This window comes from Paenibacillus sp. alder61 (assembly GCF_020179875.1).
Classification (GTDB): domain Bacteria; phylum Bacillota; class Bacilli; order Paenibacillales; family Paenibacillaceae; genus Fontibacillus; species Fontibacillus faecis.
In genome coordinates this window covers 1-17,473 of sequence record NZ_JAIUDG010000009.1, presented here as the reverse complement: position 1 = coordinate 17,473, position 17,473 = coordinate 1, and the positions used below count along the sequence as shown (strand labels likewise).

Here is a 17,473-nt window from a genome sequence, read left to right as displayed (position 1 = left end):
CCTACTGAAGCAGAGTCGGCAGATCATCGCTGGGGCCTTCGAAGTTGCTTTTATACGGATAGCCGGGATCATACGGCAGCACCTGAATGCTCACTTCGCTGATATGCGAAAACCGCGTCATCAGCAGTACCTTGGCCCGCGTCGCGATCTCATTGGCTTCGAGCACCGTAATTCGCGGATTCACGCTAATTCTTGCGGTAACCGTCACATAGTGACCGTTCTCCTTGGCTTTTAACTCATCCACCGTGATGACACCATGGACCCGCTGAACCGTTTCAATGAACAGGGAAGCGTCCTCTTCCTGGGTGTCCGAGATCAGGGAGCCGTAAACGGTTCCGAGAATCATGCGATACACCCGCCACAGCACCATAACGGATACGAGCAGCGAGGCGACCGGGTCGAGATACAGCAGCAGCGGCACTTCCATCTCCTGGCCGGTCATCGCCCCAAACACACCGATCAAAACGGCGACCGAGGCGTACAGCGAATGTCTGTGCGATTCGACCAGCGTCTGCAGCTGTTCGCTTTTGGATCTTCGAAGTTGACGGTACTGGTATTGAAACAATGCTTCCTGCAGCGCAATCGAGATCACAATGGCCACGCCGGCTAAAGCACCGGGAGGAGCTATCTCCCCCTGGGAAATTTCGCCGATGGAGGAAATGCCCATTTGCAGGCTGCCCATCAGCAAGAACACGGACAGAAAAATGGCCAGCAGCGGCTCTCCCGCTTTGCCGGCACCGGACTGCCGGAATTCCCCGTTTCTTTTGGTTTGTCTTGGGAGCTTGAGTTTCCCGCAAACCAGGGCGGCTCCGTCCGCGGCGGAATGCAGCCCTCCGGCCAGCAGCGCCTTGCTGTCGAAGAGCAATCCGACGGTACCCTTAAATACAGCTAAAACAATATGATTAGCGATACCGAGCCATACTGCGGAATTGGCTGGAACGGCTTGTTCGCGTGACATATGAATCCTCCTGAGACACTTTTTACGTATAGAGCGGGAAAGCCGCGTCATCATTCGACGCGGCTCTATCATACCGAACAAAAGGCAAAGTGGCCTCTTAGGACGCTTTGGCCGGCTTGTTTTTCTGCTTGCTCTTCAAAACGAACCACAACGGGCTTGCGATAAAGATCGAGGAGTAGGCCCCGAACAACAGCCCGATAACCATCGCCAACGAGAACATGCGGATCGATTCTCCACCGAGAAGGAACAGGAAGAAGGCGGCCACAAATACCGTCAAGGCGGTGTAAATCGAACGCATAATGGTCTGCGAAACGCTTCGGTTGACCAGCTCGATCAGGTCCTGGCGGTTTTTCAGCTTGCTGAAACGCAGGTTCTCGCGGATCCGGTCAAAGATAACGATCGTATCATTGATCGAATAGCCGATAATCGTCAAAACGGCGATGATAAAGGTCAAATCGACTTCCAAGCGGAAAATCGAGAACACCGCAACCACCATAAACGCGTCATGCAGCAGGGAGATAATCGCCGCTACGGCAAATCTCCATTCAAAACGGATGCTGACATAAACGATAATGCCCAGACAGGAGATCAGGACGGCATAAATCGCGTTGCGCGCCAATTCCTTGGCCATTTCCGGATCTACCGTATTCACTTCGAAGGAGGCTTTTTCATCGAGTTTCGAAATTTCCCCCTTCAATTTCATTTCCTGATCCTCATTCAAAACCTGGGTAAACCGGATGTTCATCCGTTCCTCACCAGGGCTTATGCTCGCTTCATCCGCGATCTTCAGCTTGTCCAGAATCGGCTGGACTTGCTCCGCGGTGATTCCCTTGCTCAGCGTGATGTCCACGTTGGAGCCGGCCCGGAAGTCGACGCTGTAATTCAGCCCGAATACGGACAAGCAAATAATACCGGCCAGGGTCAGAGCAATCGAGAATATATAAAAATATTTACTAAGATGCACGTAGTTCAAGTTTTTAAAGCTCACGAATTTCACTCTCCTTTACACCGAAGTACTTCGGCTTCAACAGTTTACCGGCTTTTAACAGCAGGTTCAACAGGAAGCGGGAGAGATAGATATTCGTAGCGATACTCAGTACGATCTCTACGATCAGGACCAGCGCAAAGCCTTTAACCGCGCCGGTACCGAACCAGTACATGACGGCCGCAACGATTACCGTTGTAAGTTGAGAGTCCATAACGGTTCGGAAGGAATGCTTGTCCCCGGCTTTGACAGCGGACATGACGCTCTTTCCGTTCTTCATTTCTTCGTGAATCCGTTCGTTGGTAATAATGTTGGCGTCAACCGCCATGCCGACCCCGAGTATTAGTGCCGCAATCCCCGGCAGGGTGAGCGTGAAATCCGCCCAGACAAAGACTAGAATTAACAGCCACGTGTGAACGATCAGCGTGAAGGCGGCGATCAGACCGGGAACCCGGTACATCCCCACCATAAATAGCAAAATAAAAGCGGAAGCAATCAATCCGGCTTCAATCGTCTTATCGAGGGATTGCTTGCCCAGCGTAGCGCCGACGCTTTGCGTATATTTCTCGGTCAGCTTCAGCGGCAACGCGCCAAGGTTGATGACATCGCGAAGTTCCTCGGCTTTCTTGCGGTCCCCGCCCACGGTGATTGTGGCGGTACCATCCGATAGCACGTTTTGTACGATAGGGTCGGAAATCATCTTATCGTTCATGTAAATCGCGAGCGGCTTACCGAGTAAACGCTCCGTAATCTCGGCAAATTTCTTCTTGTCCTTGACTTTGATAGCAACGATCGGCTCGTTCATGGAACCGAGCTCCAGCTTGGCCGCGTTCTCCACAAAATCCGTCCCGACCATTTCGATCTTGTTGTATTCGTTCTCCGATTTTTCCGTTCCATCCTTGCTCCGGAACGTAAGAGAAGCCGGCTCCTTCATCAGCTTGCGAACCTCGGCCTCATCGGTCACACCCGCCAGTTTAAGACGAATGCGGTTCGTCCCTTCCGTCGTTACTTCAGGTTCGCTGGTTCCCAGCTTATTGGCCCGGTCTTCCAGGCTCTGGGCGGTTTTTAACAGCGATTGTCTGGATACCTTTTCCCCGCCTTCCATCGGCGAAGCTTCATACAAAATCTCGAACCCGCCCTTCAGATCCAGTCCGAGATGCACACTTTTCAGCAGTCCGGGGGTTGACCAGGCCATAATGCCGGAAATCACAACCACGACGGTTACGAATGCGAAGATTCTTTTCATCCCGTGCTTACTTCCCCTTTCAGTTCTCAATAGTCCTATTATAGCCATGCCGGAAATGAGCGTCAATTTATCAAATTTTGTCGGTTTTTAAACAGTGGTTAAAATTCCATCACAAAAAAGACCCCTTTCATCAGAAACGGGATCCACGAAATGCGGAAATCGTCAAATAGTTCATAAACTGGGTCGCTTTCAAAGAAAGGATATCATTCACTAACTGATACAATGGAGGGAAGCCTTCTTTCTCGTATTTCTGGCTGACGCACTCCCAGATGTCCCGGCCGGTGACCTGTTCATAGCCGATTAACCGAAATTCCTCCGCTTTGCTGACGCAAAGGCTTTCGATCGCTTCGTTCAACTGCTTCTCGCTCATTTCATCTTCAGCCATCGTGATGCCTCCTTCCATCTCCCCGTCTTATTACATTCTACCTTAATTTTTGGATTCCTGCATAAAGACCAAAAAAGACAAGTCATGAAGTGGGACAGGACCGGCATATGGTTATTAACAACCGCGGGTCTTGCATCCACCGCAAGATCGCTTAATAAGGAGAGAGGGAATCCATTTGAATAAACAGACCTTTATCCAGGGCACGATGATACTGCTGGCCGCTAGTATAGTCAACCGCATACTCGGGTTTATACCGCGAATATTGCTGCCCAGGGTGATCGGAGCCGAGGGCGTCGGGCTCTACCAGCTCGGTTACCCGTTCTTTCTCGTGATCGTCACGCTGATCGCCGGTGGAATCCCCCTTGCTGTCGCGAAGCTGGTGGCCGAGGCGGAATCGGCCGGCACCCCCGAACGCTCCAAAGCCATCCTGCGTACAAGCCTGATTTTCGCGACCGGAGCCGGGTTGTTCTTTACGGTCTTGTGCGTCGCTTTGGCTCCTTTAGTCACGCGCTACATTTTGACGGATCCGCGGGTTTACCAGACCTTCCTGGCCATGAGCCCGATGATCGTCATCGTAGCCGTTTCGTCCGTATTCCGCGGCTATTTTCAAGGGAAGCAGGACATGATCCCTTCAGCCGTATCTTCCATTCTGGAAACCGTAGCCCGGATCATCTGCGTCCTGTGGTTTTCCTTTCTGCTGCTGCCGATGGGCGTTGAATATGCCGCCGCCGGCGCCATGCTGGGCGTCGTTGTCGGCGAAATTGCCGGGATGGCGGTTCTGCTATGGCAGTATCGCCGCCTAAAACGGCGGGAACCGGGCACGAACGGTTCCTCTGGTTCTCTTGAAGCTTCCGAACCTTCCTCCGGAATCGGGGAGAAGTACAAGACTTTTTCCGCAACGCTCCGCAAAATTTTGCGTATCGCCATCCCGGTTACCGGCGGTCGATTGGTCGGATCGTTATCCTATTTGCTGGAGTCCATTACCACCGCACAGAGTCTTGCCATTGCCGGAATCGCTACCGCGGTGGCCACCGCCCAATATGGAGCGCTGCAGGGCATGGTTATTCCCCTGCTCCTGCTGCCGGGAGCCTTGACCTCCGCCCTGGCGGTGTCCCTGGTTCCTTCCTTGGCCGAAGCGCAAGCCCGGGGGGATCATCGGACGATTCATTTGCGGCTGCATCAATCCATCCGGCTTGCGCTCGTCACCGGAGCCCCTTTTGCCGCGATTATGTATGTTTTGGCCGGGCCGCTTTGCGAATTGGTTTACAATAACGGAGAAATTGCGGGCATGTTGAAAATAATGGCCCCTTTTGCCCTGCTCCTCTACGTTCAGACCCCGCTGCAGGCCACGCTTCAAGCTCTGGATAAGCCGGGGCGGGCTCTCGTCAACACGCTGATCGGGGCGATCGTTAAGATCATTCTCATTTTTTATCTCGCATCCAACCCGACGCTGGGCATCTATGGAGCCATTCTGGCCATCATCGTCAACTTTGTGATCGTCACTTTGCTTCATGGCCAAAGCGTCGCCAAAGCGTTAAATTACCGGCTGCCGCTGCTCGATCTGGCCAAAGTCGTTTGCGCGATGATCATCATGGCCGGGGCCGCCTCCTATCTCTATCACGAAGTTCCCATGGGCGGCGGCGAAGGAGTTCAATTTCTGGCATCCGTTTCGCTTTCCGGCATCCTATACCTCATCTTATCCGGGTTGTTGGGACTCGTGGATTTACACGACTTGAAGCGTCTCCCCTTATTCCGGAGATGGTTCAAGGCCTAAATGTTCTAATCCTCTTTCTTTCGGTTGATGTAAAATCTGCCCCTGTGATCGATCGAACAGAAAAAAACATCCTTGAAATCGGTGATTCCCTTGGCCTGAATTTGATTTTTCAACCAGAACCGGGTTTTGCCGATTCGTTTCAAATTGTGATCGTCCACTTTTCCGTCCAAAATCAGCGGCAGGGGTAGAGCTTCGTATTTTACTTTGGGGACGAGTGACGGGAATTCCGATTCCTTGCTCTTCCCCTCTTTTGTGGGCTGTTCGCCAGCCTGTGTTTTATCCTTCGGCAGCACGCTGAGCTTGCCGCTCGTTTCCAGCACGGCAAACTCCACATCGGCCACGCTGTCTATATTTTGGGAACGCAGCTGCATCAATAAATCGTCCAGATTGTAGCGCTGCCTCCTCATTTCTTTTTGATTGATATCCCCGTTGCGAATAATGACGCTCGGCTCGCCGTCGAACCAAAGCCGAACCTTGCGGAATTTCAGGGAAAGGAAGGCGATGCTGATTTGGATGAGCAGCAGCGTAATCATTGGTGCGATTCCTTCAAATAGAGGGCGTTTCAGATCCTCCAGAGCGAAGACCGCAATCTCCGCGATCATAATCGAAATGACCAGATCAAAAATGGACAGCTGACCGATTTCTCTTTTGCCCATAATCCGCATCACTCCGAAAACCAATACATACATCAGCAGCGTCCGAGAAACGACAAGTACCAGATGTGTCCAATGCCCGGCCATAGCCTGTTCCCTCCCGTCATTACACCAAAGTATGGGGCGTACTTGTATTCTGGCTTTTGCTTCCCGCTTACATGCCAAACAATATATTCCTGATTTTTTGGACGGCCAGTCATAACGGGCCCGGCTTGGCCATAAAATGGGTTATCAATATCGAATGGAGGTCTTGCCATGCATCTCATTCGCCGTATATTCGCCTTCCGCCTTTCTCACCCTACCTTGTCCGGGTTATGGCACGCTTTTTTGTGGATGATGATCGGTGCCCTAATTTTATCGTTGCTGTTGCAATCGGGAATTTTGGAAGAAGAGGATCTCACTTTGTATACCTATCTGGTACACGGTATTTCCCTGGTCGCCGGAGGGGTGGTTTCCGGAAAAAAAGCCAGGCAAAAAGGATTGTACCAAGGCTCCCTCACAGGTGTGCTGTACGGGCTGCTGTTGCTCCTTGTCAGTTTTTTGGCATTGGACAATGCCCTGGGCGTGCGGGAGTTTGCACTGCTCATCCCTTCGCTGTTCCTGGGTGCGGTCGGCGGGGTTTTTGGCGTAAACTTTGCTAAAAAGTAACGGAACTGCAAACTTCCCGTCTCTCTGCTATGGTAATCTTTCATAGGTGATGATGTTATCTAGTAGGGGGCTTGGTCGTGCAGTTTCATTCAATGTCTACAATTTCCTGGCTAACGGCGGCGGTATTTCTTCTTTTTGTCACGCTATGCTGCACCCGTTCTTTATGGGCCGCGGTATCCGCTTTGTTAAGCTTGTTGGTCAAATCCCGAAGAATGCTTCTCGTGGTGGCGCTGATGGTGGGCGTGCTGCTCCTAAACAGTCTGGAATTGACCTGGGAACAAAATTACAGCTATTCCGCCGATTTTACGCCCTGGGTGTTCCAACTGGAGGGCCACTTCGTTGCCTTTTTTCAGCAGCTTTTTCATGCCCAGGGAGTGACTTTGGTCGTATCCTTCTTTTACCTGGTCGTATTTCAAGCGCTTATTTTAGCCTCGCTGTTTATCTATGCGGGAGACGGCCGGCGGCTCTTCGTATATGCCACTTGCTGTACGGTGATGCTGAATTATCTGGTCGCCCTCCCCTTTTACGCGCTGTTTCCGGTCAACGAAGTATGGTCCTACCCGCCATCGGGGGCTTCGTTTTACATGTTGGAGGCTTTTCCGAAATTCAACGAGCTGTACCGTCCGTTGTCGGGTATCAACAACTGCTTTCCCAGCCTGCATACATCGATTTCGGTTTCCATGGCCATCCTGGCGATCCGTTCGGGAAACCGGAGCTGGGCGATCGCGGCTACGGGAAGCGCAGCGGTGATTGTTTTTTCCATTTTTTATTTGGGCATTCACTGGTTTACGGATATGATCGGCGGATTGCTTCTGGCCACTTTGGCTTCCGGGCTGGGCATAAAATGGGCCTGTTCCCTCGACCGAAGCCCGGATTCGTTATCTTCCTAGGTCAAAAAAAAGAGCCTGAAGTTATAAACTTCAGGTTCTTTTTTGATTTGATCCCGTACGCGCTTAGGCCTTTTCATCCACCCGGTGGCTGATGGCATTGCGGTCAAACGTCATTTTGGTCACATCGTTGACGCGAATGACAACCGTATCGTCTGTCAATTCAACAATCGTCCCGTGCAGGCCGCCGATCGTCACGATCTTATCCCCTTTTTGGAGCGCGTTAAGCATCGTATTGCGGGTTTGCTGTTTTTTCTTCTGAGGACGGATCAGCAAGAAGTAGAACACGGCAAACATAATAACGAGCGGCAGGATAAACGAAAGCAGTCCCCCTGTTCCCGGTGCTCCGGCCGTTGACGTTGCCGCGTAAAATTGTTGGAACATCCCATTTTTCCCCCTTTCATGGCATATCCGAATTGTTTAAAAACCTTTTTCATTGCCAAAAAGACCGTACTTTTCGAAAAACTCATCCCGGAAGTCCAGCAATCTGTCATCCATGATCGCCTGGCGGACATTGTCCATCAGCTTGATCAGGAAATGCAGATTATGATATGTAGTCAGCCGGAGTCCGAACGTTTCGTCGGCTTTGATCAAATGACGAAGATAAGCGCGGGAATAATTCCGGCAGGTGTAGCAATCGCATTCCGGGTCCAGTGGTCCGAAGTCTTTGGCATACTGAGCGTTTCGGACGACCAGTCTTCCCTGGCTCGTCATCGTGGTGCCGTTGCGGGCAATCCGTGTCGGCAATACGCAGTCAAACATATCGACGCCCCGAATCGCACCTTCAATCAGCGCATCCGGAGATCCGACCCCCATCAAGTAACGGGGCTTGTCCGTCGGCAGCAAAGGTACCGTATAATCCAACACTTCGTACATCAGATGCTTCGGTTCACCCACACTCAGTCCACCAATAGCATACCCCGGAAAATCAAGGGAAGTCAAATCCTTGGCGCTTTGCTTGCGCAAGTCTTCATGCATGCCGCCCTGAACAATGGCAAACAGCCCTTGGTCATGCGGACGGGCATGGCTCTTCAGGCAGCGTTCGGCCCAGCGGCTTGTCCGCTCCAGGGATTTCTTCACATACTCGTAGTCCGCCGGATAGGGCGGGCATTCATCGAAGGCCATCATAATATCGGAACCCAGCGCGTTCTGGATTTCCATGGCTACCTCGGGGGAAAGAAACAATTTGTCTCCATTAAGGTGCGAACGAAAATGAACGCCTTCCTCCGTAATTTTGCGCATTTCACTCAGGGAAAACACCTGAAATCCGCCACTGTCCGTCAGGATGGCGCGATCCCAGTTCATGAATTTATGCAGCCCGCCCGCTTCACGAATGATTTCATGCCCGGGACGAAGGAACAAGTGATACGTGTTGCTTAAAATAATTCGCGCATCCATCTCCTTAAGCTCTTCCGGGCTCATCGTCTTGACGGTGGCCTGCGTTCCGACAGGCATAAAGACGGGGGTATCGAAACTGCCGTGGGGGGTATGCACACGCCCAAGCCTCGCTCCCGATTGCTTGCAGGTTTTAATATGCTCATAAGTAATCGCTGCTGCCATTTATCATCCATCCTCTTGTAGCATTAGTAAATAAACATCGCGTCTCCAAAACTGAAGAACCGATATCTGTGCTCAACCGCTTCCCGGTAAGCCCGCAAAATCGTCTCCCGGCCCGCTAAGGCGCTGACCAGCATAACCAGCGTGGACTTTGGAAGATGAAAATTTGTAATCAGCGCATCAACCAGTCCAAATGAATAACCCGGATAAATAAAGATTCCGGTCCAACCGCTGCTTTCGACCACCGGACCGCCCCCGCATTTCTGCGCCACCGTTTCCAGCGTCCGTGCGGAAGTCGTTCCGACAGCGATGATCCGGCCGCCTCTCGCCTTCGTCGCGTTCAAGAGATCCGCGGTTTCTTGGGGTAAAACGTAATACTCCTCATGCATCACATGCTCTTCGACACGGTCGACCGACATCGGCCGAAATGTTCCCAGGCCGACATGCAGCGTCACAAAAGCAATATCGACCCCTTTATTCCGAATCTCATCCAGCAGTTCCTCCGTAAAATGAAGCCCTGCCGTCGGGGCCGCCGCCGAACCTTCATGCTTCGAGTAAACCGTCTGATATCTTTCCCGATCATCCAGCTTCTCCTTGATATAAGGCGGGAGCGGCATCTGCCCCAAGCGGTCGAGAATTTCGTTAAAGATCCCCTGGTAAGAAAAACGCAGCACGCGACCGCCCATCTCGCCTTCTTGTTCGATCGTCGCCTGCAATTCTTCGCCGAACCGAATGACCGCTCCGGTTCTCAGCTTTTTCCCGGGTTTGACCAAGGCTTCCCAACGATCTTCTCCCAGATTTTTCAGCAGGAGAACCTCCGCTTTGGCCCCGGTATCCTCCTTGACCCCGAATAACCGGGCGGGAATGACACGGGTGTCATTCAGGACCAGGGTATCGCCCGGCTGTAAATATTCCAAGATCTCCGAGAAAGCGGAGTGATGCCTGATGCTTCCGTCGCGTTTATTCAAAGCCAGCAGCCGGGAGGCGGTACGTTCCGCCAGCGGTGTCTGGGCAATCAATTCTTCCAGTAATTCAAAATCGTACAGATCTACATTCATATTGGCTTCATTCCTTGACAATAGTCGCATTTTGATAGTAGTGTTGCAAGATTTTCCGATAATCATACCCTGCATCGGCCATTCCTTTGGCCCCCCATTGGGATAATCCAAGTCCGTGGCCATTTCCTTTGCCGATAAACAAGAACGACCGGGACTCATCCACCACGCGGGCCGCACCTTTGCCGTCCATCACAACGAGGTTCCCTCCGGACAAGTTTTTGGAGCCGGAAGCGGCTAAGATTTGAGTGCCGTCCGAAACCGCTTTGCTGGCGGCAACGCCATCCGCACCTTGTACAGTATAACGCCCGGTAGGCACAATATCAAACAGGGTGCTCGGCAGGCCGTTCAACGCCGACCGTAAAGCATCGGGATATTTGACGTCAATAACTTGGCCGTTGGCTTTGACCTCGATGGCGCGGCCGGACGGCCCTCTTTGAGTGACCTCAAGACTGGTGATGGGCGAAGGTACCGGCGTGCTCGTCTTCCCTTTCAACGCTTTCTCCAATTGCTCCGAGTTGAAGGGGCCCCGAATCCAGGCATAGGCGTTGGATTCGACCTGTTTGTCCAGCACGATCGCCTGGTCGCCGGCATTGATTGCGGCGACGGCATCCACTCCCGATTGAACCAACGGCAGCGGTCTGACCATCACCGAATTGGTCTTCGCGGTCAGCTTTTTTAGTCCGGCCGCCGTCGAGGCTCCCGTCAATTCAACCTGGTCTTCCCGGACATAGCCTGTCTTTCCGTTCGGCAAAATGACATAGTACCAGGATTTCAAACCGGCCTGCGCCGCCTGATCCTCCTTGCTCTGCACATAGGAGAAAACCGGGTCAATGCTGTTCCAGACTTCCGAAGAATCCGCTGTGGCCCCGCCGCTGTTGGAGGAGAAAATCCCCTCGATCACTTTGCCGTTCGCCATAAGGACTTCGCCAGCCGTGCTGTCCACCGCCTGTTTTACGCTATCCGCTTCCTTTTCCGCTCCGTTATACACCTGGCTTAAGGTCGTGTCGACCAAACCGGCAACTTTAAAACGGTTGCTGGAGGCGTTGTACATCGCGTAACTCCGGGCGGCCACCGCCTGCGCCTTCAGGGATTCCTTGGGCCAGGAAGTAGGAACCTCGGCGGCCACGACGGAGTACAAATATTGCTCAAGCGGGACTTCGTTGACCAGGGCCAATTGGCCGTTGTACCGGCTAATTTCAAAGTCACCGCGGTACTTGCGGTTGGATCGTTCCACGACTTGGATCAAGGAATCCTCCGCATCCCAAACCCGCAGAGCCGCATCGGTTCCGCTAAGTTCAAAATGCTCCATCGGCGAGGGCGCCGCCAGGTTCAGCGTAACGTCGCTATGGACAAGCAGAGCGGGCTGGCTCGTGTTTGCCGTCGTCCAGGAAAGCTGGGGCGCCGTCTGGGCCAGTTGTCCTTTCAACTCCGCCAGATCGGCCTCGTTCGCCGCGCCCCCTGCCCAGACGCTGTATTGCTGTGGCCCGGTAAGAACCACAAACGCTTCCGCGTTCGGCACCTCCAGGGAAGCGCGCACCGCTTCCGCTTCCGCCTTGCTGGCGAAATTGCCTGCGGAAGCATAATGAACGCCGCGCACGGAAGGCTTTTGGCCTTTGAGCGAGGCGGAAAGGGCAGATGCGGTACGGTCCGCGGCTTTCTGGGCTTCCGCCGCGCTTGCGTAAGGGCCGGTGTATATCAGATAGCGGTTGCCTCCGCTTTGCTTCTGTAGTATTGCGACCGGCTTATCGGCGGTTCCTTGCAGTTTTTTTATCGCAGCCGCAATCGCATTCCAGTCCGTGCTCTCCATGACCTTTACCTTATATCCGGAAACGCTGAAGCGGGCGGATTCTCCGGCAGACAGCTGTATCCAGTTGTCGCCTGCCGTCCCCGGCCCGGCTCCCCAAGCGGATTCCGCTTTCAAAGTCACCGCCGGGACGACCGACTTGTATGTGCCCCCGAAGTCCAAGAACATAGCGACCCTCACATTCGCGCCTGTCCCGCTATCCGCGGAAGCGGGAAGGTGAAGAGCTCCGGCCAGCAAAAGCCCGGCTAACAGACCTTTTCCCCAAGGTCTCCGGGACGTTCCCGGCGTTTTGTTCATCATGTCGCACTCCTCCTCCAAGTTGCTGTTGCTGTCCCATTGCGAAGATTGAACTGGGAAGCCCCCCTTATTTGGGCGGTTCCGGCAAAGGCAGGCCCAAGTGGGCATAAGCCGCCGGCGTGACCATCCGGCCGCGCGGTGTCCGCTGCAAATAACCGATCTGCAGCAGATACGGTTCGTACACATCCTCAATCGTTTGGCTCTCTTCGCCGATGGTCGCCGCGATCGTATCCAGGCCGACCGGTCCGCCGCGGAAGCTCATGATCATGGCTCGAAGCATCTTATGGTCGATGAGATCCAGTCCCATCGGATCCACCTGCAGCATTTCCAGCGCTTCTTTGGCAATTTCCGGCGTAATCATGCCGTCGCCGCGGACTTGCGCGTAATCCCTTACCCGCTTCAGCAGACGGTTGGCAATCCGCGGCGTTCCCCGCGAGCGGAGCGCAATTTCGTCGGAGGCATTCCCCAGGATCGGGATCCCCAGGATGTCGGCGCCCCGGGACACAATAAAGCTGAGTTCATCCCGGGTATAGAACTCCAGGCGGCTCACTACGCCAAACCGGTCGCGTAGCGGCGCGGACAACAGTCCGGCGCGGGTTGTTGCGCCTACCAGGGTAAATGGCGGCAGGTCCAGTCGGACAGAGCGCGCGCTTGGCCCCTTGCCGATCATAATATCCAGCGCAAAGTCCTCCATAGCCGGATAGAGCACTTCCTCGACGGTTCGATGCAGGCGGTGGATTTCATCGATAAAAAGAACATCGCCTTCCTGCAAATTCGTCAGCAAGGCGGCCAGATCACCAGGGCGCTCGATCGCCGGTCCCGAAGTCGTCCGCAGATTGACCCCCAGTTCATTGGCGATAATATTCGCGAGCGTCGTTTTCCCCAATCCCGGCGGTCCGTAAAGAAGCACATGATCCAAAGCTTCCTTGCGCATCTTGGCCGCTTCGATATAAATTTTCAGATTTTCCTTGATCCGTTCCTGCCCGATATATTCCGCCAAATAGCGAGGGCGAAGGCTCAGCTCCACGGCTTGGTCTTCCATCATCAGATTCGCCGAAATGATTCGGTCTTCCATCTGTCAGCACCTCTTTCCTTCAGCCTATGATCAACCCGCGTACAGCAGCTTGAGGGCCTTTTTCATTACCGAATCGACAGCTTCATCCACATGCACCTGATCTTTTAACGTATTCCACACGCGATCCAGCTCGGCGTCGGTATATCCCAGCGCCTTTAATCCTTCCCGGGCTTCCGGCCACCCCGGAACCCCCTCCACAGACACGACGGCGGCCGGTACCGGGTCAAACAGCGAGGCGGTACCACCCATGCCTTCCAGCTTGTCCTTGAGGTCCAAGATCATCCGCTGAGCCGTCTTCTTGCCGATGCCCGGAAGCTTCGTCAAAAACGAAATATTCTCTTGATGAATCGCCGCAACCACGGTATCCGGATTTCCTCCGCTTAAAATCCCCAAAGCCACTTTGGGACCGATCCCCGACACTTCAATAAGCTTACGGAATAAGCGTTGTTCTTCCCTGGACGGGAAGCCAAACAGCAGGATGGCGTCCTCACGGACGTGATGATGCGTGTAAACGGTGATGATCTCTTGATTTTTGGCGGCAAAGGCATACGGATTCGGACAGAAGACCCGGTAACCGATTCCTTGTACATCGAGTACGATATATTCACTTTCAAGATGGGCAACCTGGCCCCGTAAAAAATCAATCATGACCGCAATACCTCATTTATCTTGGAATTTAGCGTGCTGGAATGGGCATGGCAGATAGCCACGGCAAGCGCATCGGCTACGTCATCCGGTTTTGGAATGGCCTGGAGCTTCAGGAACATTCTCGTCATCTCCTGAACCTGGCGCTTCTCCGCCTTTCCGTATCCGACGATCGCCTGTTTAACTTGCATCGGAGTGTATTCCGAAACCGGCAAACCTTTTTGCACCGCCGCCAGTACCATCACGCCCCGAGCTTGTCCAACCGACATCGCCGTAGTTACATTCCGATTAAAAAACAGCTTCTCTAAAGCGACCGCATCGGGCTTGTACTTGTCGATCAGCTGTACCATGCCCTCATACACATGCAGCAGCCGCTCTTCCTCCGGCGTATGGGCCTCTGTCTGGATGCAGCCGTACTGGACGGGCACCAGCTTGCTTCCCTGCTTATCGATAAAACCGAAACCGACAATCGCGATTCCGGGGTCAATTCCCAATATGCGCAAAATCCAATCTCTCCCTAACCTGCTCGATTCGAATCTCCGATGGATTGTGTAAGACAAGTCCCTCGGGGATATGTCCGGTAAAGCGAACATATGTATTCACTTCATTATAACAAAAGTTTGAAGGGGTTGAGGAAAAACTTTATATAAATTCAAAGGGGACTCGTACAACAAAAAAGAGACGCTGCTTCGCAACGTCCCTGAATTCTTTACTACTTTAACCGCAATCGGCTGCGTCCTTACCCTAATCACCGGCTGGCTTCATGGCTCCTTCGGATGCTTCCACCGCATAGTCGCTAAAGGTGGATAAAACGCTGTTGTACTCCTCGATATCCCGGATGCGAATTCCGTTTTGTAACTGCTCCAAGACTTCGGTAGGCAGGGCGCTTTCCATGGTCTCCACGTCCAACTGAAAAAAGGTTCGGATGACTTTTTCTTCTTTCGGTGGTCCTTCAAAAAGGCTAAGGTATCCTTTCTTATCAATACCTACATAACCGTCGCGTTCGCATATATCCGACATGCCTTGCACTTGTTCGTCAAACCATACGTCGCCGCCGGGGGCCAAACGTCCGCTCCATTCCGGGTGCTGTTTGGCCAGCGTCTCGATCTCCTCGGGCCGCATCAACCCCAGAACCGAGCTTTCTTGTCCGCAGGTGTAATTTTGGTTCAAATGAACAATCCGGAGTTGCTTCGTTCCCCTTAAATCTTCGAGCCAGCGTTCGGTATCTTGCCCACCGTCCGGGGCATACCAGCTGCCGAAGGTTTCCAAGGCCAGCGGCTCTTCCGTCATCAAGCGCTCCATCTGTTCGGAAAGCGGCAAGCCGAGCCATGCCATAAAGGCAACGATACCGCAAGCACAGAAGGTAAGAATCGTACGCCTCCAGGCTCTCCAACGTTTCTCTAGCCACTTTACAGGATGAAATTTATTCACGAGGATCCCCTTCTATCGGAGTTTTATTGTATATTTTGACCTCGTGATTCTTGAAATATACCGACTTCCGTCACTCGGCTCGATATTTGCAATCCCCCCCGTGTGAACGGGTGGTTTGCTCTAAGGCTATAAGCCTTATTACCGGCTCGCGTCTAAAGGCGCTTGCTTTCACTACGTTCAAGCTACTATACCGCTGCAGCTTTTGACTACCCCTGAAGGGGTGCGATTATTACTGGTACCCCTTCAGACAACCTCGATAATATAGAATTCCTGCATATGTGCAGGTTTTTTTCTTGTTTGGGGCCAAAAATTTCAAAATTCCTGCAAATCTGCAGGAATTTTCGACGAAACCGGCTCGTTTCTCTAAACTCGCTAGACATTCCTGCAGATTTGCATCTTTTTTCGTTTTCCCCTCGAGGATCGGCTTAAATACCTGCAGATTTGCATCTTTTTGGAGTCGGAAGCTTGGAAGCACACTAGGCGCCTCTTTGGATGTGACATATCACTTCCATTGGCCATTAAACCACCTCTTCCTTTCGTTATACACAGTAGCTTGAACATTGAACACTCCTAATATCACGAACCCATCAGGCGTTTTTTTTACTGTAAAGATCACTACATCACCCGCATAGCAAGTGGTTTTTGCTGCGCACGCTTCGCGAGCTCAACCGGCTAAAGCCCCAAATAAAAAAACAGCCATCCGGAAGATGACTGTTTTTGAATCGGGACGACACGATTCGAACATGCGACCCCCTGGTCCCAAACCAGGTGCTCTACCAAGCTGAGCTACGTCCCGATATATGCCGGTGAAGGGACTCGAACCCCCACGGTTTCCCTCACGATTTTGAGTCGCGCGCGTCTGCCAATTCCGCCACACCGGCTTATAAAGAAAATGGCGCGCCCTAAGAGATTCGAACTCCTGACCTTTTGATTCGTAGTCAAACGCTCTATCCAGCTGAGCTAAGGGCGCGTATTATGGAGCGGACGACGGGAATCGAACCCGCGACCCTCGCCTTGGCAAGGCGATGCTCTACCGCTGAGCCACGTCCGCAAAGATAAAAAATAAAACTGGTGAGCCATGAAGGACTCGAACCTTCGACACCCTGATTAAAAGTCAGGTGCTCTACCAACTGAGCTAATGGCTCGCATAAGCGAAATCTAAAGATGTAAATGGCGGAGCCGACGGGATTCGAACCCGCGGTCTCCTGCGTGACAGGCAGGCATGTTAGGCCTCTACACCACGGCTCCACACTAGTTAGGCATCCCAATGAAGGGATAATTGCGGGGGCAGGATTTGAACCTGCGGCCTTCGGGTTATGAGCCCGACGAGCTACCGGGCTGCTCCACCCCGCGTCAGTCAAAGAAATTATGGTGGAGGCTGAGGGGATCGAACCCCCGACCCTCTGCTTGTAAGGCAGATGCTCTCCCAGCTGAGCTAAGCCTCCGTGCTACTGGGATACAAATAAGGTAAAGAAATGGTGACCCGTAGGGGATTCGAACCCCTGTTACCTCCGTGAAAGGGAGGTGTCTTAACCCCTTGACCAACGGGCCATAAAATGGCTCCCCGAACAGGACTCGAACCTGTGACAACTCGATTAACAGTCGAGTGCTCTACCAACTGAGCTATCAGGGAATAAAAGTTCGCTTGGCGGCGTCCTACTCTCCCAGGACCCTTCGGTCCAAGTACCATCGGCGCTGGAGGGCTTAACGGTCGTGTTCGGGATGGGTACGCGTGGAACCCCTCCGCCATCGCCACCAAACATGATTTTTCGGAGCATCCGCTCCTCGAAATCGCTGCGAGAAAATATCAGCCTTTAGAAAGGACTTGCAGCTTCATTCAGATGTTTGATCACCTGAAAACTGGATACGAAACGAATCTGCGTTTTAGTCTCCGCAAGTGCTCGGATCGGCTTGTTCAGCCTGACGCCACTTTTTGGAGTTGTTTTTGGATAAGCCCTCGACCGATTAGTACCTGTCAGCTCCATACATTGCTGCACTTCCACCTCAGGCCTATCAACCTCGTCGTCTTCAAGGGGTCTTACTAGTTGGGAAATCTCATCTTGAGGGGGG

At 52.9% G+C, this 17,473-nt stretch carries 16 protein-coding genes, 10 tRNA genes and 2 rRNA genes; 3 read left to right on the top strand and 25 right to left on the bottom strand.

Translation table 11 applies throughout. The features are described from left to right. Nucleotide 1: 1 nt before the first annotated feature. The 4 genes from LBW89_RS10985 to LBW89_RS10970 form a co-directional block, all read right to left on the bottom strand. On the bottom strand, nt 2-958 hold the full coding sequence (locus tag LBW89_RS10985) for a cation diffusion facilitator family transporter (RefSeq protein WP_148451265.1): 957 nt from the start codon (nt 956-958) through the stop codon (nt 2-4). 97 nt (nt 959-1,055) lie between these two features. After that, nucleotides 1,056-1,946: a protein translocase subunit SecF gene (gene secF / locus LBW89_RS10980; protein WP_148451264.1), complete on the bottom strand. Its 891-nt coding sequence runs from the start codon at nt 1,944-1,946 to the stop codon at nt 1,056-1,058. After that, nucleotides 1,936-3,189: a protein translocase subunit SecD gene (secD, locus tag LBW89_RS10975; RefSeq protein WP_148451263.1), complete on the bottom strand. Its 1,254-nt coding sequence runs from the start codon at nt 3,187-3,189 to the stop codon at nt 1,936-1,938. The genes secF and secD overlap by 11 nt, the downstream gene beginning before the upstream one ends. A 130-nt stretch (nt 3,190-3,319) precedes the next feature. Then, complete coding sequence (locus LBW89_RS10970) at nt 3,320-3,574, bottom strand: post-transcriptional regulator (RefSeq protein WP_148451262.1); 255 nt, start codon at nt 3,572-3,574, stop codon at nt 3,320-3,322. Between the two features lie 175 nt (nt 3,575-3,749). Here LBW89_RS10970 and spoVB point away from each other — a divergent pair, with 175 nt between their 5' ends. After that, a complete protein-coding gene (spoVB, locus tag LBW89_RS10965) occupies nt 3,750-5,348 on the top strand; it encodes a stage V sporulation protein B (RefSeq protein WP_148451261.1) in 1,599 nt (532 codons plus the stop codon). 5 nt (nt 5,349-5,353) lie between these two features. Here the strand turns inward: spoVB and LBW89_RS10960 are convergent, their stop codons facing one another. Continuing rightward, entirely contained in the window at nt 5,354-6,088 is a 735-nt protein-coding gene (locus tag LBW89_RS10960; protein WP_148451260.1) for a DUF421 domain-containing protein, read from the bottom strand. A gap of 168 nt (nt 6,089-6,256) precedes the next feature. Between LBW89_RS10960 and LBW89_RS10955 the strand changes: the two genes are divergently transcribed. Together LBW89_RS10955 and LBW89_RS10950 are read left to right on the top strand one after the other, a co-directional pair. Then, entirely contained in the window at nt 6,257-6,649 is a 393-nt protein-coding gene (locus LBW89_RS10955; protein WP_148451259.1) for a TIGR04086 family membrane protein, read from the top strand. A gap of 77 nt (nt 6,650-6,726) precedes the next feature. Further along, the gene (locus LBW89_RS10950) at nt 6,727-7,539 is read left to right on the top strand and encodes a phosphatase PAP2 family protein (RefSeq protein WP_148451258.1); all 813 of its coding nucleotides are present in this window, start codon (nt 6,727-6,729) and stop codon (nt 7,537-7,539) included. A gap of 63 nt (nt 7,540-7,602) precedes the next feature. On the opposite strand, the gene yajC is transcribed toward LBW89_RS10950, so the two are convergent. The 20 genes from yajC to LBW89_RS10850 all read right to left on the bottom strand — a co-directional run. Next, entirely contained in the window at nt 7,603-7,920 is a 318-nt protein-coding gene (gene yajC, locus LBW89_RS10945; RefSeq protein WP_148451257.1) for a preprotein translocase subunit YajC, read from the bottom strand. Between the two features lie 36 nt (nt 7,921-7,956). After that, on the bottom strand, nt 7,957-9,096 hold the full coding sequence (gene tgt, locus LBW89_RS10940) for a tRNA guanosine(34) transglycosylase Tgt (protein ID WP_148451256.1): 1,140 nt from the start codon (nt 9,094-9,096) through the stop codon (nt 7,957-7,959). A gap of 23 nt (nt 9,097-9,119) precedes the next feature. Continuing rightward, nucleotides 9,120-10,151 carry a tRNA preQ1(34) S-adenosylmethionine ribosyltransferase-isomerase QueA gene (gene queA, locus LBW89_RS10935; protein WP_148451255.1) on the bottom strand — a complete coding sequence of 344 codons (1,032 nt, stop codon included), beginning with the start codon at nt 10,149-10,151 and terminating at the stop codon, nt 9,120-9,122. A 7-nt stretch (nt 10,152-10,158) separates the two neighbouring features. Further along, nucleotides 10,159-12,255, bottom strand: a complete 2,097-nt coding sequence (locus tag LBW89_RS10930; RefSeq protein WP_148451254.1) for a SpoIID/LytB domain-containing protein — start codon at nt 12,253-12,255, stop codon at nt 10,159-10,161. A 64-nt stretch (nt 12,256-12,319) separates the two neighbouring features. Next, nucleotides 12,320-13,327, bottom strand: coding sequence for a Holliday junction branch migration DNA helicase RuvB (gene ruvB, locus LBW89_RS10925; RefSeq protein WP_148451253.1), 1,008 nt, complete (start codon nt 13,325-13,327; stop codon nt 12,320-12,322). A 30-nt stretch (nt 13,328-13,357) separates the two neighbouring features. After that, nucleotides 13,358-13,975, bottom strand: coding sequence for a Holliday junction branch migration protein RuvA (ruvA, locus tag LBW89_RS10920; RefSeq protein WP_148451252.1), 618 nt, complete (start codon nt 13,973-13,975; stop codon nt 13,358-13,360). Then, on the bottom strand, nt 13,972-14,475 hold the full coding sequence (gene ruvC, locus LBW89_RS10915) for a crossover junction endodeoxyribonuclease RuvC (protein ID WP_148451251.1): 504 nt from the start codon (nt 14,473-14,475) through the stop codon (nt 13,972-13,974). The genes ruvA and ruvC overlap by 4 nt, the downstream gene beginning before the upstream one ends. Nucleotides 14,476-14,716: 241 nt before the next feature. Continuing rightward, complete coding sequence (locus LBW89_RS27705; RefSeq protein ID WP_225039179.1) at nt 14,717-15,403, bottom strand: BofC C-terminal domain-containing protein; 687 nt, start codon at nt 15,401-15,403, stop codon at nt 14,717-14,719. A gap of 722 nt (nt 15,404-16,125) precedes the next feature. Continuing rightward, a tRNA-Pro gene (locus LBW89_RS10905) sits at nt 16,126-16,199 on the bottom strand. A gap of 5 nt (nt 16,200-16,204) precedes the next feature. Then, nucleotides 16,205-16,284 (bottom strand) — tRNA-Leu (locus LBW89_RS10900). 12 nt (nt 16,285-16,296) lie between these two features. Continuing rightward, nucleotides 16,297-16,373, bottom strand: a tRNA-Arg gene (locus LBW89_RS10895). A 6-nt stretch (nt 16,374-16,379) separates the two neighbouring features. Beyond that, nucleotides 16,380-16,454, bottom strand: a tRNA-Gly gene (locus tag LBW89_RS10890). Between the two features lie 18 nt (nt 16,455-16,472). Then, nucleotides 16,473-16,548, bottom strand: a tRNA-Lys gene (locus LBW89_RS10885). Nucleotides 16,549-16,574: 26 nt separating this feature from the next. After that, a tRNA-Asp gene (locus tag LBW89_RS10880) sits at nt 16,575-16,651 on the bottom strand. 31 nt (nt 16,652-16,682) lie between these two features. Continuing rightward, nucleotides 16,683-16,756 (bottom strand) — tRNA-Met (locus LBW89_RS10875). Nucleotides 16,757-16,772: 16 nt separating this feature from the next. After that, nucleotides 16,773-16,848: transfer RNA gene (locus LBW89_RS10870), tRNA-Val, on the bottom strand. Nucleotides 16,849-16,879: 31 nt separating this feature from the next. After that, nucleotides 16,880-16,954 (bottom strand) — tRNA-Glu (locus LBW89_RS10865). A gap of 6 nt (nt 16,955-16,960) precedes the next feature. Further along, a tRNA-Asn gene (locus LBW89_RS10860) sits at nt 16,961-17,036 on the bottom strand. 10 nt (nt 17,037-17,046) lie between these two features. Further along, nucleotides 17,047-17,163, bottom strand: a 5S ribosomal RNA gene (gene rrf, locus LBW89_RS10855). Nucleotides 17,164-17,348: 185 nt separating this feature from the next. Further along, nucleotides 17,349-17,473, bottom strand: a 23S ribosomal RNA gene (locus LBW89_RS10850); the annotation flags it as partial.

Coding starts and splice junctions, on each gene's coding strand:
- secD (WP_148451263.1), bottom strand. CDS start 3,189: ATGAAAAGAATCTTCGCATTCGTAACCGTCGTGGTTGTGATTTCCGGC.
- yajC (WP_148451257.1), bottom strand. CDS start 7,920: ATGTTCCAACAATTTTACGCGGCAACGTCAACGGCCGGAGCACCGGGA.
- LBW89_RS10955 (WP_148451259.1), top strand. CDS start 6,257: ATGCATCTCATTCGCCGTATATTCGCCTTCCGCCTTTCTCACCCTACC.
- tgt (WP_148451256.1), bottom strand. CDS start 9,096: ATGGCAGCAGCGATTACTTATGAGCATATTAAAACCTGCAAGCAATCG.
- LBW89_RS10930 (WP_148451254.1), bottom strand. CDS start 12,255: ATGATGAACAAAACGCCGGGAACGTCCCGGAGACCTTGGGGAAAAGGT.
- LBW89_RS10960 (WP_148451260.1), bottom strand. CDS start 6,088: ATGGCCGGGCATTGGACACATCTGGTACTTGTCGTTTCTCGGACGCTG.
- ruvA (WP_148451252.1), bottom strand. CDS start 13,975: ATGATTGATTTTTTACGGGGCCAGGTTGCCCATCTTGAAAGTGAATAT.
- ruvB (WP_148451253.1), bottom strand. CDS start 13,327: ATGGAAGACCGAATCATTTCGGCGAATCTGATGATGGAAGACCAAGCC.
- LBW89_RS10970 (WP_148451262.1), bottom strand. CDS start 3,574: ATGGCTGAAGATGAAATGAGCGAGAAGCAGTTGAACGAAGCGATCGAA.
- queA (WP_148451255.1), bottom strand. CDS start 10,151: ATGAATGTAGATCTGTACGATTTTGAATTACTGGAAGAATTGATTGCC.
- LBW89_RS10985 (WP_148451265.1), bottom strand. CDS start 958: ATGTCACGCGAACAAGCCGTTCCAGCCAATTCCGCAGTATGGCTCGGT.